The organism is Vicinamibacterales bacterium, from assembly GCA_036496585.1.
GTDB lineage: Bacteria > Acidobacteriota > Vicinamibacteria > Vicinamibacterales > 2-12-FULL-66-21 > JAICSD01.
Window position 1 is genome coordinate 1 of sequence record DASXLB010000007.1, and the last position, 16,641, is coordinate 16,641.

Consider the following 16,641-nt stretch of genomic DNA (forward strand, 5'->3'; position numbering starts at 1 on the left):
TCTTCGATGAAGTCGCCAAGATGCGAATCTTCCTCCTCGCCGATCGGCGTCTCGAGCGAGATCGGCTCCTGCGCGATCTTCAGGACCTTGCGGACCTTGCTGACCGGGATGTCCATCCGCTGCGCGATCTCTTCCGAGGTGGGCTCGCGGCCGAGCTCCTGCACCAGCGCTCGCGAGGTACGAATCAGCTTGTTGATCGTCTCGATCATGTGGACCGGGATGCGAATGGTCCGCGCCTGGTCGGCGATGGCGCGGGTGATCGCCTGGCGGATCCACCACGTCGCGTAGGTCGAGAACTTGTAGCCGCGGCGGTACTCGAACTTGTCGACCGCCTTCATCAGGCCGATGTTGCCCTCCTGGATCAGATCGAGGAACTGCAGGCCGCGGTTGGTGTACTTCTTCGCGATCGAGACGACGAGACGGAGGTTGGCCTCGACCAGCTCCTTCTTCGCCTGCTCAGCCTGTGCCTCGCCCTTCGAGATGGTCTCGAGCGTGCGGAGCAGCTGCTCGGGCTTCTCCTCGAGTTCTGCCGCCATCGTGTTGACCTGCAGCTTCAGCTCCTTCTGCTGCTTCTGCAGGTTCTTGCGGTCGTCCTCTTTGAGCTTGGGGCGGCGGTTCTTCATCGTCAGCTGCCGCTCGATGTAGGCGATCTGCCGCTGCAGGCTCTGGACGGCCGCGACCTTGTCCTTGATCTGCTCGATCATGCGCCGCTTGATCGTCTCGGTGAACTCGATCTTGCGGATCAGGCGCGAGACCTCGATCTGGGCGCGCATCGACTCCCACCGCACCTTGCGGTACTTCTTTCTCTCCCGCGCGGTGGAGCCCTTGGCGGTGTCGGCGAGCTTCTCCTTGCACTTCTCGGCCGCCTGCCAGGCTTTGCGGACGTTGTCGATCTGGCGCAGGACCTGCTTCTTGCGGTCGTCGATCTTCTCGTCGGTCAGCTCGTCGTCGATGAAGGTGACCAGCTCGCGGATGCTGCGCTCGTCATTGCGCAGCTGATCGCCCATCTTCATGATCTCGCGCGCGATCGTCGGGGTGCGCGAAATCGACTTGATCACCGCCAGCTTGCCCCGCTCGATGCGCTTGGCGATCTCGACTTCCCCTTCGCGGGTGAGCAGCGGCACGGTGCCCATCTCGCGCAGGTACATGCGCACCGGGTCGTTCGTCTTGTCGAGCGCGCCCGGCGTCAGATCGAGCTCGAGCTCCTCGGCGCCTTCGCCGGTCCGATCGAGCAGCTTCTCTTCGCGGTAGGTCTTCTCGGAATCGACGACCTCGATGCCGGCGCTCCCGAACGTGCTGAACAGATCGTCCAGTTCGTCGGACGAGGTGATGTCTGCCGGCAGCAGCTCGTTGACCTCGTCGTAGAGGAGATAGCCCTTCTCCTTGCCCATGGAGATGAGTTGCCGTACCTCGTCGTATTTTTCTTCAATCGACAACGCCGTGTCCTCCTGACACCGGACCTCGCGGTCCGGGCCGCGTAATATTAGTGCGCGAGCCCTTCAGTATGACCGATCCGCTGAAGCGCTTCCTTCTTTCTGAGCAATTCGTTCAAACGTTCGCCGTCGCGCCCTGCCGGACTCTCCTGCAGCCGGTCGATTTCCTGCTGGATGAACGCCCGCTCCCGGTCGTGTCGTTGTTTGCGCAGGGTGCCGACGCAATCAGACACCTCGGCCGGAGCCCGCTTGTCCGCCGCAATGTTTTGAACCACCGCGGTTTCCCCTTCGTTTAGACGCTCGAACAGCGCTTCCGGTATCGCGGCCGGCTCCCAGGCGTGCAGGGATCGGGCCTGCCCGAGAATGGAAGCGGTCGCTAATCCTTGTAAATCCTCGGTTTCCAGCTCAGCAATGGCCGCCATCGCCTTGGCGGGCTCACGGATCAGACCCCAGATGAGCCCGCGCTCGGCCACCTTTATTTGACCCAGCGCGGGGACCCGGCGTTCCACCTGCGCGACGTCGGTCTGCCGCAGGACGGCCGCCTTCCGAATCTCGGCCCTGACAACCTCTTCCGTAATCCTCGCCTTGTGGGACAGCCGATCGGCGAACTGGTCGCGCTGCGCCGCGTCGGGAATCCGGGCCGCCACCGCCAGCATCTTCCCTAGGAACGACCGACGCCCCTCATCCGTTGACAGGTTTTCGGCGGCCGCCGACCGATCGAGCAGATAATCCAGATACTGTCGGGACGCCCGCAATTGTTCCTGGTAGGCGGCGGCCCCCTGCTTGCGGATGTAATTATCGGGATCATCGCCGGCGGGCAGCACGGCGACGTTCACCTGAAAACCCTCCGTCACAAAGAGTTCCGACGTCTCGGCTGCCGCCTTCTGGCCGGCCGCATCCGGATCGAAGCTCAGCACCACCTTGGAGGCATACCGCTGCAGCAGCTTCACCTGCGCGGATTTCAGGGCCGTCCCTGAGGAGGCCACGACGTTCTGAATGCCCGCCTGCCAGGCCTGCGCCCAGTCGAAGTACCCCTCGACCAGGACGGCGAACTTCAGCCGCGCGATTGCCGGCTTGCTCCAGTTCAGGCCATACAGCGTCCGCCCCTTGACGTAGATGGGCGTCTCCGGTGAGTTGAGGTACTTCGGTTCCTGGCCCGCTTCCATCGCGCGCCCGCCGAAGGCGATGACGGTCCCCGTATCGCGGTGAATCGGGATCATCAGCCGGTTGCGGAACCGGTCGCGCGGCTCGCCGCCGTCGCGCGGCACGACGAGCCCGCTCTTCATCAGCAGCGGATCGGCGAAGCCGCGCTGCAGCAGGTGCGCGCGCAGGCCGGTGTTCGGCGCGTAGCCGAACCCCAGGAGCTCGATGGTCTCGCCGGTCATGCCGCGCTCGCCGACGACCCGCAGCGCGGCCCGTCCGACGGGGGCGTGGAGCTGCGCGGTGAACCAGGCCGCGGCGACCTCGTGCACCTTCAGAATCGCTTCCCGCTCGCGCGCGCTCTCGGCGTCGGCCTTGGCGTCTTCCGGTTCCGGCACCGTCAGGCCGGCACGCCCGGCGAGCTGGCGGACGGCATCCGGGAACGTCAGCGTGTCCATCCGCTTGGCGAACTCGAACACGTCGCCCGTCGCGCCGCAGCCGAAGCAGTGGAAGAACTGCCGGTCGCCGTGGACGACGAACGATGGCGTCTTCTCGCCATGAAACGGACACAGCCCCTTCCACGACGCGCCGCCGGCCTTCCGCAGGTGCACGCGTTCGCCGACGATCTGGACGATGTCCAGGTGCGACTTCAACTCGTCGACGAAGGTGGCGGGGAAAAGCGGCATCCTAGTTCTGGAGTGGCGGGGGCGTCATTCTTTCAGCTCCACCACCGTGACGCCGCCGCCACCCTGGTTGTTGGGGGCCGGGCCGAAGTGCGAGACGAACGGGTGCTCGCGCAGGAATTCGGCGATCGAGCGCCGCAGGGCGCCGGTGCCGTAGCCGTGGACGATCCGCAGACTCCTGAGCTCGCCGATCGCCGCCTCGTCGAGGAACCGTTCGACCCGGCCGACCGCATCGTCAGAGGTGGCGCCGATGACGTTGATCTCGGAGGCGATTGCCGCGTCGCGCCGCGCCAGTTCGACGTGGACGCGCACCTGCGGCTTCGGTGGAGTGCCGCCGCCACCAGCCAGCACGCGCAGATCGTCGACGCGCGCGCGCATGCGCTTGCCGCGCACGTCCACCTCGGCTTGATGATCGTGGATCGACTGGACGACCCCCTCGAGTCCGAGCGGGCCGACCGCCACTCTGTCGCCGACCGCCGCGGGCCGCTGGGGGCCGGCCGGGGCCACGGGCGCCGCGCTCAGACCGCTCGACGCCTCGCGCGCCTTGCTGCCGGCTTGTTCGATCGCCGCGCGCGCGTCGGCCCGAGCCGAGCCGATCTCGCCGGTCGGCACCAGCCGCGCAGCGCGCCGCTCGGCGTCGGCGGCGATCGACGAGGTTCGCGCTTTCAACGCGTCGACCACGGCGTCGATCTCGCGGCGCGCCTCGCGCAGCCGCTCGTCGAGCTTCTGATCGAGGCGGCGCCGGAACGTCTCCTCGCGATCGCGCAGGTCGTGCTCGCGCCCCTGCAGCTTCGCCTGCGACGCTTCGAGCATCTGCCGCTCGCGCGCCACGAGCCGGCGCTCGTGATCGAGCGACTGGACCTCGCGCTCCACCTTGGCCAGGTGTTCGGCGAGCTGGGCCTCGCGGGCCGTGCGCTGTGCCCGCGCCTTTTCGATGATCGCGGCCGGCAGGCCGAGACGCGTCGCGATCTCGAGCGCCAGGCTGCTGCCCGGCGATCCGTAGTGCAGGCGGTAGGTCGGGGCGAAGGTCTCGGGGTTGAAGCCGAAGCCCGCCGAGCTCACGCCCTGGGTGGTCGACGCGTAGGTTTTCAGCACGTCGAAATGCGTGGTCGCCACCACCATCGCGCCGCGCTGGCGGAACTGGTCGATGATCGCCGTCGCCAGCGCGCCGCCCTCGTTCGGATCGGTGCCGCCGCCGGCTTCGTCGAGCAGGACGAGCGCCGGCAGCACCAGCGCCCGGTCGGAGGCGACGATGTTGGCGATGTGCGCGGAGAACGTGCTCAGGCTTTCGGCGATCGATTGCTCGTCCCCGATGTCGGCGAACACGCTCCGGAAGACCGGCACCTGCGATCCCGCGGCGACCGGAATCAGCAGCCCCGCCTGCGCCATGAGCGGCAGCAGGCCGGCGGTCTTCAGCGTCACGGTCTTGCCGCCGGTGTTCGGGCCGGTGATCACCAGGACCCGCGCAGGCGGGACGAGGAGGATGTCGACAGGGACGACATCCTTCGCCGGAGCGGGCCGGCCCGATCCCGCCGAACCGGCGAACTTCGTGACGAGCAAGGGATGCCGCGCTCCGCGGAGCTCGAGGCGCCCGTCCTGGGACCCGGGCTTCGCCCCGGCGGCCCCCGCCCAGGCGGACCCCGCCGTTCGTTCGCTCACGGCGACGGAGAGGCGCGGCTCGATTCCCCCGATACTCAGCGAGTAGCGGGCCTTCGCCTGAAGGACGTCGAGCGCCGTCGCCGCCTGGATGGTGCAATTGAGATCGGCGCCGCGCTGGCGGAAGGCGTCGGTCAGCATCAGCAGGATCCGCCGTACCTCCTCCTGCTCCTGCTGCTCCAGCGCCACGATGTCGTTGTTGATCTCGACGGTACTGAGCGGCTCGAGATACAGGCTCGCGCCGGTCGCCGAGCTGCCGTGGACGATTCCCGGAATCGCCGTCCGATGCTCGGCGCGGACGACGAGCACGTAGCGGCCGTTGCGATCGGTGACGATCTGCTGCTGCAGGTACTTCGACGTGTCCTTGCCGCGCAGGTACGATTCGAGCGTCCCGCGCAGACGCGCGCGCTGCTTGCGGAGCCGGTCGCGCAGGCTCCTCAGCTCCGGGCTGGCATCGTCCACCACTTCGCCGGCGGGATCGATCTTGCGCCGGACATCGGCGGATTCCCGATCGAAGCCGGCCGCGTGCTCGGTCGTGGCGGCGAGCAGGGGAAAGGCGGCCTGCTGCCGGCGTATGCCGCCGACTGTCACGTCGATGGAGGCGAGAAGGGTCGAGAGTCCCAGCAGCTGCAGGGCCTCGAGAGCGCGTCCCTCGACGGCGAGCGCCGTCAGGATCGTGTCGAGATCCGCCGGCGCGCGGAGCAGGATCTCGCCGCTGCCGGAGAGGAACCGCGCCGTTTCAGCGGTCTCGGCCAGCGCCGCTGCAACCGCGTCTGCGGCGTCGGCGGGATGCAGCGCCGCCAGACGCAGCGCGCCGGGCGGCGTCTGCGCCAGCCGGGCGACGGCGTCGACGATCCGATCGAACTCCAGCGCCTTCAGCGCTCCAGCGTGCATGGATGCGACAGGGGATTGCGCCGGGGCGAAGCGCAATCCTCAAGTATATGTGGAAATTTGGAGATGTGGAAAGGTGGAAATGTTCACATTTTTACATTTCCACATCTCCACATTTCCACATCACCCCAGGTGGTTGATCGATGAGGCGATGGCGGCCGCACCGAAGCCGTTGTCGATGTTCACAACCGACACTCCCGTGGCGCAGGAATTGAGCATGGCCAGGAGCGCGGTCAATCCCCCGAAACTGGCGCCGTAGCCGACGCTGGTCGGCACGGCCAGCACAGGCACGTCCACCAACCCGGCCACGACGCTGGGCAGGGCTCCTTCCATTCCGGCGCAGACGACGATTACGCGGGCGGCCGTGAGGCGGGCGTGCTCCTTGAGGAGCCGATGCAGCCCCGCCACACCAACGTCATACACGCGGTCGACCGTATTGCCCATAATCTCCGCGGTGACGGCCGCTTCCTCGGCGACCGGCAAATCGGCGGTGCCGGCGGCGGCAATGACAATGGTGCCGTGTCCTTTCGGGGCGGGGTGCACCTCGCAGGTGATGCAGCGGGCGACCTCGTGGAAGCGCGCGGCAGGCACCTCCGACGCGACGGCGCGGTGTGCGTCGGCGACGGTGCGTGTCACCAGGAGGTTCTGACCGGCGCCGACGAGGGTCTTCCCGATGGCGGCGATTTGTCCGGGTGTTTTCCCCTGGCCGAACACCACCTCGGGGAATCCCTGCCTGAGCTGGCGATGATGGTCGACGCGGGCGAACCCCAGGTCCTCGAAGGGGCTCTGGCGCAGGAATTGAAGGAGCTGCTCGTGGGCCGCCTCGGTCGTGGTACCGCCCGACCGGACGTCGTCGAGGAGAGTGCGGAGCTGCTGGCGGTTCATTGCGCCAAGTTGCTCAAAATGTTTGACTTTGCCGTGAGCTGGACCATAACATCATCGATTGGACTGCCTGTGCCCTTGATCCCTTCATATGCCGTCGCTGACTGAGACACTCATCCTCGTTCTGTACTTTTTCGTCCTGAGCATTCTGGCGATCTACGGCTGGCATCGCTACTACCTGGTTTATCTATACATGAAAAACCGGGAGCGGGTCCCGCCGGCTCTGGCGCCGCTGCCGCTCGCCGATCTGCCGTGCGTCACCATCCAGCTGCCGATCTACAACGAAATGTACGTGGCGGACCGGCTGATCGACGCGGTCTGCGAAATGGACTATCCGCGGGATCGGCTGGAGATTCAGGTGCTGGACGACTCGACCGACGAGACGACCGACATCGCCGAGCTCGCAGTCCGCCGGCACGCGGCGCGCGGCTTCGACATCCAGTACCTGCACCGCGTGGATCGCACCGGCTACAAGGCCGGCGCGCTCGAGGCCGGCCTGAAAGCCGCCAAGGCCGACTACATCGCGATTTTCGACGCCGACTTCATTCCGCCGCGAGATTTCCTGATGAGGACGTTGCCGCACTTCGCCGACGCCACGGTCGGGATGGTGCAGGCACGCTGGGGACACATCAACCAGGACTATTCGCTCCTGACCAAGGTGCAGTCGATTTTGCTCGACGCGCATTTCATCCTGGAGCACGGCGGCCGCAACCGTTCGGGCTGTTTCTTCAACTTCAACGGCACCGCCGGCATCTGGCGGCGCGCCGCCATCGATGCGGCCGGCGGCTGGCAGCACGACACGCTCACTGAGGATCTCGACCTCAGCTATCGGGCGCAGCTGGTCGGATGGCGTTTCGTATTCCTGCCGCAGGTCGTCTCGCCGGCCGAAGTGCCGGTCGAGATGAACTCGTTCAAGTCGCAGCAGCACCGCTGGGCGAAGGGGTCGATCCAGACGTGCATGAAGCTGCTGCCGCGCATCCTGCGCTCTAAGCAGCCGTTGAAGGTGAAGGTGGAGGCGTTCTTCCACCTGACCGCCAACTTCAACTACCTGCTGATGTGCGCGCTCTCGGTGCTGATGTTCCCGGCCATGTACGTCCGGTACAACATGGGCTGGACCGAGATGCTGCTCATCGACATCCCGATGTTCTTCGCCGCGACGATGTCGTTCTTCAATTTCTACATGGTGTCGCAGCGCGAGCTGCACGCCGACTGGCGGTCGCGCCTGAAGTACCTGCCGTTCCTGATGTCGATCGGCATCGGCCTGTGCGTGAACAACACACGCGCGGTGCTCGAGGCGATGTTCCACAAGGAAAGCGAGTTCGCGCGCACGCCCAAGTACGGCATCGAACGCCAGAGCGACGAGTGGGCCGGCAAGAAGTACCAGCAGAAGGTCGGCGTGCAGTCGCTGATCGAGCTGGCGCTGGGGCTGTATTTCACCGGTACGGTGTTCTACGCCCTCATCAACCAGATCTACGGCACGCTGCCGTTCCTGATGCTCTTCCAGGTCGGCTTCCTCTACACGGGACTCCTCTCGATCCTGCAGCAGTTCTCCGGAGGCGAAGAAATGTCGCCGGAAATCGCCAAGTAGGCCCGCCAGGGGCCTTTCCCCTGCCCCGCTCCCGCGACTTGATATGATCCGGTCATGGCGGTAGAAGAAGCGAAGCCGAAGGCAGGGCTGGAAGACGTCGTCGCCGCGACCTCGTCGATCTGTTATCTCGACGGGAATCGCGGCGTTCTCGCGTACTACGGCTACGACATCCACGATCTGGCCCAGGGCGCGACGTTCGAGGAGACCTGCTATCTCCTCTGGCACGGACGGCTGCCCACCCGCGCCGAGCTCGGCGACCTGCAGTCGCAGCTCGCCGCGGCGCGTCCGGTTTCGGAGCCGATCCTGCGACTGATGAAGCAGCTGCCCCCGTCCGACGGGATGGACATGCTGCGGACGCTGATCTCCGCGCTCGGCCAGTACGATCCGGAAGTCAACGACAGCTCCCCGCAGGCCCAGTACCGCAAGGCCGTACGCCTCACCGCACAGATGGCCAGCATCGTCGCCACCTGCGGGCGGCTGCAGACGGGCGGCGGACCGATCCAGCCTGATCCGGCGCTGGGCCACGCGGCCAACTTCCTCTACATGCTGAAAGGCGAACGGCCCAACGCGCTGGCGGTGCACGCGTTCGACATCGCGCTCACCCTGCACGCCGATCACGAGCTGAACGCGTCGACGTTCGCCGGCCGCGTGATTGCGGCGACGCTCTCCGACATCTACTCGGCCGTGGTTGGCGCGATTGGCGCGCTGAAGGGGCCGCTGCATGGCGGCGCCAACGCCGACGTCATGCGCCTGCTCATCGAGATCGGGCCGGAGGCCCCGCCGGAGCGTATCGACGAGGCCGTCCGCGGCAAGTTCGCCAAGAAGATCAAGATTCCTGGCTTCGGCCACCGCGTCTACCGCACCGAGGATCCGCGTGCGACGCACCTGCGCCGCATGTCGAAGGAGCTGGGCGAGCGCGCCGGCAACACGCACTGGTACGAGATGTCGCAGCGCATCGAACAACTCGTGACCGGCGAGAAGAAGCTCTATCCGAACGTCGACTTCTACTCGGCGTCGACCTACTACACGCTCGGCATCCCGATCGATCTGTTCACGCCGATTTTCGCGGTGAGCCGGGTCTCGGGCTGGACGGCCCACTGCCTCGAGCAATACAAGAACAACCGCTTGATCCGCCCGCGCACCGACTACATCGGTCCGTCGTACCCGCAGACGTTCCTGCCGATCGATCAGCGGTAGGCGGCGGGCCTGAAGGCCCGCGCTACGAAAAGGGGAGCAAGCCCGCGGTGGCTTTTCGGCCGCGACCTCGATCAACAACGTCGCCTTCGCCGCGACCGGCGGCGCGGGTGGCGTAGCGCGGACCTTCAGGTCCGCTCGCGCATTCGGCGGGGCGGGTGACGTAGCGCGGACCTTCAGGTCCGCTCGCGCATTCGGCGGGGCGGGTGGCGTAGCGCGGACTTTCAGGTCCGCTCGCGCATTCGGCGGGGCGGGTGGCGTAGCGCGGACCTTCAGGTCCGTTCGCGCATTCGGCGGGGCGGGTGACGTAGCGCGGCCCTTCAGGTCCGCTCGCGCATTCGGCGGGGCGGGTGACGTAGCGCGGCCCTTCAGGTCCGCTCGCGCATTCGGCGGGGCGGGTGACGTAGCGCGGCCCTTCAGGTCCGTTCGCGCATTCGGCGGGGCGGGTGACGTAGCGCGGACCTTCAGGTCCGCTCGCGCATTCGGGCAGGTCCGCCTCAGGCCGCCTACCGCCGGCGCAGGACCAGGATGGTGATGTCGTCGAACTGCGGCGCGCCGGCCACGAACAGATCCACGGCCGCGAGCACGGCGTCGGCAACGACGTCGGGTGAGGCGCCCGCGTGTCGCGCGAGCAGTTCATAGAGCCGGCACTCGCCGAATTCCTCACTGTCGCCGTTCTGCGCATCCGTGACACCGTCGGAATACAGCACCACGAGATCGCCGGCGGCCAGCGTCTGCGTCGTCTCGGTGTAGGGACCGCCGCCCTCCATCAACCCGAGCGGCAGACCGGTCGATGCCAGCGGTACGATCGAACCGTCGGCTCGGACGATCACGTTATCGAGATGCCCGGCGCCGACGAACCGCAGGCTGCCGTCGGCGGTCGCGATCCTGAGCAGCGCCGCCGTCACGTACTTCTCCGGAGCGGTCGCCGCAAACAGCAGATCGCTGGCGCGCTGCGCCAGCTCGGGCAGCGGCAGGCCGCCGCCGGCCAGCGCCCGCAGCGTCGCCTGCATGTTGCTCATCACCAGCGCCGCCGGCAGCCCCTTGCCGGCGACGTCGGCCACGCACAGCAGCAGCTCAGCGCCGCCGTCGGCGGTGACGAGGGCGTCGTAGTAATCGCCGCCGCAGTAGCGGGCAGCGCGGTTGCGCGCCGCGAGATCGTAGCCGGCCGCCTGCGGCAACTCCGACGGAAACAGATCGGCCTGGATGCGTGACGCCACGGTCAGCTCGCTCTGCAGCTTCGCCCGCGCCAGCTCGGTCTGCTGGTTGAGCGCCAACAGGCGTTCCCGTTCGCGCGCCGACTCCATCGCGCGTTCGAACAGCCGGGCGTTCTCGATGGCGGTCGCCGCCTGGAGGCCGAGCGTCGTCAGCAGCTTGAGTTGCGCGGCGGTGTAGGCCATCGGCACCGTGCTGCCCAGCGCGATGATGCCGATGATGCGTTCGCCGACGGTCAGCGGCGCGCAGACGACGGCGCGGATGCCGGTGGTGTCGACGGCGCGGCGGCGATCATCGGCGACGTCGTTGACGATCTCGCCGTTGCCGCTCGCCGCCACCGCGCCGATGATGCCGCGGCCGCGGCGGAATCCGCCCAGCTCCGGTTCGTCGCCGAAGCCGGCGACGCGCGCCAGCGTCTCGCCATCCTCGGCCACCAGCATCAGGACGCCGTCGGTGGCCACGATCATCTGGCGGGCCTGCTGCAGGGTCAGCGCGGCGACGCGCTCGAGGTCGAGCAGGGCGGCGAGCTTCTCGGAGAACGAGTAGATCAGATTGATTTCGCGGTAGAGGTGCAGGACTTCGGCGCCGAGCGCGTGGCGTTCGGACTCGCGTCCGGCCAGATGCGCGACCAGTGCCGCGACGGCGGCGGCGCGATCGCCGCCCGCGACCCATCCGAGGTGGGTTTCCCCGACGACCACCGGTACGCGCGCCGCGGCGCTGGCCAGCGGATCTCCGAACAGGGCGCGGCCGTCGGCGTCCTCGATGGCGACCGGCGCGGCGAGCGCGTCGGCGATCGTCGACACCAGCGTCCGGGTCTGGCCCGCCTTGCCGAGCAGGGCGCGGAGCGGCGCGGCTGCCATCGCCTCAGAGACCGAGCACGTCGCGCGCCTTCTGCAGCAGGGCGTCGGGGTCGAAGGGCTTGGTCATGTAGAGATCGGCGCCGACTTCCTGGCCGCGCTGGCGATCGAACTCCTGGCCCTTGGCGGTGAGGAGCACGACGTAGACGTCGGTCAGGCCGAGATCCCGCTTGGCGCGCTGGCAGACGTCGAAGCCGTTCATCTTCGGCATCATCACGTCGAGGAAGACGAGCTGCGGCCGCGCCGACTCGATGGCGGCCAGCGCCTCCTCGCCGTTCGCCGCGGTCAGCAGTTCGACGCCTTCGTCCTCGAGATCCTCCAGGGTCTGCTGGATCAGGGTGCGCAGATGCGCCTCGTCGTCCACGATCAGAATCGTCGCCATGCAAATGGTCCTCTACTGATAGACCAGGAAGAGCACGTGTTCCATGCCCTTTTCGAAGCGGAGCAGTCGCACCGCGTCGGCCTGGGCCGGCGACAGCGCGTTGAGCAGGATGATGTCGGGCTGGCTGGCGACCGCGCGCTGGATCAGGTCGCCACCGCGCGCCTCGACGACGGTGTAGCCGCGCGCCGTCAGCACGTCGGTGAGCGTCTTGACCGTCGAGGCGTCCTCGTCGACGACCATCACCCGCTTGTGCGATTTCTTCTGCTCGATGAGCGCGCCGACCTCGCGAAAGAGCAGGTCGGTGTCGATCGGCTTGGTCAGATAGCGGTCGATGCCCAGCCGGAAGCCGCGCTCACGGTCCTGGACGATCGACAGGATGACGATCGGAATGTCCATCGTCTGCGGATCGTTCTTGAGGACCGCGGCGACGTCGAAGCCGTTCATCTCCGGCATCATGACGTCGAGCACGACCAGGTCCGGCCGCTCGCGGCGGACGACCGTCAGCGCTTCGCGGCCGTTGGCCGCCGACAGCACCTGGTAGCCGGCGTCGGTCAGCTCCTGGGTCAGGAGTTCGCGGATGTTCGGGTCGTCGTCGACCACCAGGATGCGCGACTGCCGCTCGCCCGACTGCGGCGTGCTGACCAGCACCTCGTCGCGGAACTGGCGGATGAGCGCTGCCAGTTCGACCGGAGTGCTGGCGTCGGCGGCCGCGGCCGCGGGCAGCGGCAGCGAGAAGCTGAAGGTGCTGCCTTGGCCCGGCACGCTCTCCACCCAGATGCGGCCGCCGTGGTGATCGACGATCTCGCGGCAGATCGGCAGACCCAGGCCGGTGCCCTTCGGCTTGTCGGTGAGCGTGTCGCCGACCTGCTTGAACCGCTCGAACACCTTCGGCTGATCGGCCGGCGCGATGCCGACGCCGGTGTCGGTGATGCTGACGACGATGTTGCCGCCGCGCCGCGCGGCGCGGCAGGTGATGGTGCCGGCCGGCGTGAACTTGACGGCGTTCGAGACGAGGTTGATCACCACTTGGATCAGCCGGTCACGATCGCCGACGATCGCCGGCAGTCCCGGCGCGACCTCGCTCGCCAACCGAAGCCCCTTCTGCTCGAAGAGCGAGGCCGTGGCGGTCGTCGCGCGCTCGACGACCTCGGCGACGCTGACCGGCTCCATATGCCACTCGAGTTTGCCCGCCTCGATCTTCGCCAGATCGAGCACGTCGTCGATCAGCTTGGTCAGGCGCTCCCCTTCGCTGATCACCACGCCGAGGTTGTCGTCGACCTGGCGGATGGTCTGGGCGACGCGCGGCTCCGGGTTGGTGATCATCGGGAAGATCCGATCCTCGAGGCGCTTCTTGATGATTTTCGCGAAGCCGAGCACCGAGGTGAGCGGCGTGCGCAGCTCGTGGCTCACCGTCGAGAGGAACGCGCTCTTGGCGGCGTCGGCCTCCTCGGCAACGGCGCGCGCCTTCTGCGCTTCCTCGAAGAGCCGGCGGATCTCGTGCTCGTGCTCGTTGAGCTGGCGATAGGCGTCGGCGTTGTCGAGCGCGATCGCCGTATACGAGGCGAGACTGCGCATCACGTTGAGGTGATGCGGGGTATAGGCGTTCTTGCGAAGGCTCTGGATGGTGATGACGCCGAGCACGCGGTCCTTGCTGACCAGCGGGAGATAAATCAGCGACTGCGGCTGCTGCGACATCGAGCCGTCCTCGAGTGCCTGGCTGTTCTCGCGGTAGCTGGCGATGTAGCGGCCGTGCTCGGCGACGACGTCGTTGATGAACACCGGCTCGCGATGATCGATGCACCACACCGGCAGCTGGTTGGGATCGGTCGTATCGCGCGTATACGGCGCGTAGCGCTTGCCGTTCTCGATGGCCAGCCGGTACTCGATCTCGTGCCGGTCCGGGCGATAGAGGCCGACGCCGAACACGTCGGCGTCGGCGAGCTGGTTGACGTGTTCGTAGAGCTTGCCGAAGATCGTCTCGATCTCGAGTGACGAGGTGATCTCGCGGCCGATCTCGCTCAGGAGCTCGACGTTCTTCTTGCCCTCGCGTTCGGTCTGGGCCAGCGATTCCGCGGCGTCGGCGCGCAGCTTGGCCTCGGTGAGCTGCGACCGCTGGCGTTCGCGCGCCACCGCGCGGCCGCGCGTGACGCGCGTCAGCGTGAGCAGCCCCAGCCCCGCCAGCAGTGCGTAGGCCGCGTAGGCCCACCACGTGCGGTACCACGGCGGCAGGATCGCAAAGGCGAACGGCGCCTCAGCGGCGCCGGCCGCCGCCGAGTTCCGCGCTTTCACGCGAAACGTGTAGGAGCCGGCTCCGAGGTTCGTGTACTCGCGGAACGCCTGATGGCTCCACGCCGACCACTCCGTGTCGAAGCCGTCGAGGCGCGTCTGGTATTCCGGGCCCTCCTCGTCGAGATAGGTCTGCGCCGCATACTCGAAGCGCAGGCTGTTGGAGGTCGACGCCAGCGAGAGCGGGGGCCGTGTCGAGCCCCTGAGGTCGAACAGCAGGCGGCTGTCGGTGCCGGTGACGCGGCTGATCGACACCGGAAACGGCGTCGGCTGCGAGCGCGCCAGGCTCATGTCGAAGCGGATGAGTTGACCGTCGCCCGACGCCAGCCAGACGACGCCCGGCGGGTCGGCGACGAGGCCGCTGAGCAGCGCGCGGCCAAGCGGCTGGAAGGTCGATTTTTCGGAACTCCAGTGTCCGCCCGCCTGTTTTGTGAAGACGGCGGTCTCACGGCCGGCGTTGGCATATACCGCGTGGCCGTCGGTCTCGAAGAAGCCGCCTGCCGCGGGATTGACGGCGACGACGTTATCGAAGTCGGTCTGGCGGACGAATCGCCGCGCGGCCGTGTCGAACGCGAATATCTGGTTGTCTTCGAGGCCGCCACTGAACAGCGGCAGGCCGTCGACGGCGATGATCGCGATGCCGCCTGCGGGCAGGCCGTCTTTCGTGCCGTACGTGTCCACGGAGGCGGCCGGGCGCGGGACGCCCGCGACCGGCGGACTGGCGAAGCGCACGCGGAGGGCGCCCTGCGACTGCGTGCCCGCCCACAGCGTGCCGTCCGCACTCTCGACCAGCGTCCGCAGCTGTTCGCCGATTCCGTCGATGCGCCCCTCGTCGATCCAGCGTCCGCCGACCCAGCGGAGCGATGAGAGGCCGTCGAACTGGCCGACCCAGACGCGGGTCGGATCGATTTTGGACTCGGTAAAGGCGGAGGGTCTGAATGAGAGATCGTCGTGGTGCAAGGTGGGCACCAGTTGATCGCCGCGCACCTCCCACAGCGTGGTCGTGCAGCCGAGGATGGTGCTGGTGTTCGAGGGCGTCGCCGGATCGCTGCGCGATGCGAAGTCCCAGCATTGGCCCGAGGCGGGCAGCAGCTTGACGAACGCCGCCGGTGAGGAGCCGTCCGGCGCGGCCGGACGCAGGTAGGCGGCGCCAACGCCCAGGGCGGCATAGAGGCGTCCGCCGATCCGGCGCAGCCGCTGCACACCCGGCTCGTCGAAGTGGGTGAGCGCCGACGTCATGTCGACGCGCGCCACCCCCTGCGCCAGACCGAGCCACAGCGCCCCTTCGCGGTCGGAGGTGATGAAATAGATCGTCGAATCGTTCAGGCCGTTGCGCGCGTCGAGATGGCGGCGCAGGCGGCCATCGTGGCCGAAGACGAACAGGCCGGCGCCGATCGTGCCGATGGCGAACGAGCCGTCGGGAAGGGACGCCGCGCGATAGACGTAGGCCTGTCCCAGCTGGCCGCCAAAGGACAGCGGAAAGGGCATGGCCGAGGTGCCGTCGTGCAGGACGAAGGCCCCCGCGCGAGTGCCGAGCAGGAGATGGTGGTCGTCGTACTTCAGGACGATCGGAAACGGTTCTGTCGCGAGCGCCATCGTGCCGGGCACCGGCTCGACGTGATCGCCCTTGAGCATCGTCAGGCCCGATTCCGGCGTCGCCACGAAGATCCTGCCATCGACCATCGAGGCCCGGCTGAAGCGCGACGCCGGTCTGATGACGGTCAACGTCTCGTTGGCCCACCGAAAGATGGCGCGCTCGGACTGGAAGACGATGCCGGTATCGGTGACGAACACGCGCCAGACGTCGCCGAACGCGACGTCCTTCGGCACGTGGCCGGCGAGCGACACGGGTTTCAGCGTGCCCGAGGCATCGGCTGTGAAATAGCCGAAGTCGGCGGCGGCGCCGTACCAGAGGCGGTTGTCGGCATCCATCGCCACCGCACGAGTCGTCGCGCCGGCGCCGACGCCGAAACGCTGCCAGCGGCTGCCGTCGTACTCGAGCACCGCGCGGTTGGTGGCGAAGTACATCGCACCGTCGCGCCCCTGGGTGATGGACCACGTCTGGTCGCCGCCGCCGATGTCGAGAGGTCCGTAGTACCGGACGAATGGCTGGCCAGCTTCGGGGCTCTGCGCCGCTCCCGGCGACGCGGGCGGAGGCGTGGCCGTTTGGGCGAGGCTGGACGCAGGTAATGACAGCAGCGCCAGCAGCGCCACGTAACTCGTTCGGATCATGCAGGCCACTCCAGCGGGCCGGATGTCGAGGATTGCGCGTGGATTCTATCGCATGGTGATGGCTTGATCCCGAGAAGCCGCCGGAAACGGCGCAAAAGTGGCGGTCCACGCTGCCGGAGGTCGCCCGACATGCTGAAGGACATGGTGGCGGAAGCGCGGGCCGCGAGGCCGGCAAAGGAGATCCGACCGCGGCAGTCTCCCT

General features: G+C 67.6%; 9 protein-coding genes. 2 read left to right on the forward strand and 7 right to left on the reverse strand.

All coding sequences use genetic code 11. The features are described from left to right. The 4 genes from VGI12_02390 to larB all read right to left on the reverse strand — a co-directional run. Window positions 1-1,436: sigma-70 family RNA polymerase sigma factor (locus tag VGI12_02390; protein ID HEY2431492.1), on the reverse strand; the 1,436-nt coding region annotated here is incomplete at its 3' end. 47 nt (window positions 1,437-1,483) lie between these two features. Further along, window positions 1,484-3,259, reverse strand: coding sequence for a DNA primase (gene dnaG, locus VGI12_02395; protein HEY2431493.1), 1,776 nt, complete (start codon window positions 3,257-3,259; stop codon window positions 1,484-1,486). A 24-nt stretch (window positions 3,260-3,283) separates the two neighbouring features. Beyond that, on the reverse strand, window positions 3,284-5,806 hold the full coding sequence (locus tag VGI12_02400; protein ID HEY2431494.1) for a Smr/MutS family protein: 2,523 nt from the start codon (window positions 5,804-5,806) through the stop codon (window positions 3,284-3,286). 120 nt (window positions 5,807-5,926) lie between these two features. Then, window positions 5,927-6,688 (reverse strand): nickel pincer cofactor biosynthesis protein LarB, encoded by a 762-nt coding sequence (gene larB / locus VGI12_02405; protein HEY2431495.1) that lies wholly within the window; start codon window positions 6,686-6,688, stop codon window positions 5,927-5,929. An 88-nt stretch (window positions 6,689-6,776) separates the two neighbouring features. Between larB and VGI12_02410 the strand changes: the two genes are divergently transcribed. Then, window positions 6,777-8,273: a cellulose synthase family protein gene (locus VGI12_02410; protein HEY2431496.1), complete on the forward strand. Its 1,497-nt coding sequence runs from the start codon at window positions 6,777-6,779 to the stop codon at window positions 8,271-8,273. Window positions 8,274-8,327: 54 nt separating this feature from the next. After that, entirely contained in the window at window positions 8,328-9,470 is a 1,143-nt protein-coding gene (locus VGI12_02415) for a citrate synthase (GenBank protein ID HEY2431497.1), read from the forward strand. Window positions 9,471-9,973: 503 nt separating this feature from the next. Here VGI12_02415 and VGI12_02420 read toward each other — a convergent pair. Genes VGI12_02420 through VGI12_02430 form a run of 3 tightly spaced genes read right to left on the reverse strand, consistent with a single transcriptional unit; the run spans window position 9,974 to window position 16,439 of the window. Beyond that, window positions 9,974-11,542, reverse strand: coding sequence for a SpoIIE family protein phosphatase (locus VGI12_02420; GenBank protein HEY2431498.1), 1,569 nt, complete (start codon window positions 11,540-11,542; stop codon window positions 9,974-9,976). A gap of 4 nt (window positions 11,543-11,546) precedes the next feature. Then, window positions 11,547-11,921: a response regulator gene (locus VGI12_02425; protein ID HEY2431499.1), complete on the reverse strand. Its 375-nt coding sequence runs from the start codon at window positions 11,919-11,921 to the stop codon at window positions 11,547-11,549. Between the two features lie 12 nt (window positions 11,922-11,933). Next, a complete protein-coding gene (locus tag VGI12_02430; GenBank protein ID HEY2431500.1) occupies window positions 11,934-16,439 on the reverse strand; it encodes an ATP-binding protein in 4,506 nt (1,501 codons plus the stop codon). Between the last annotated feature and the right edge of the window lie 202 nt (window positions 16,440-16,641).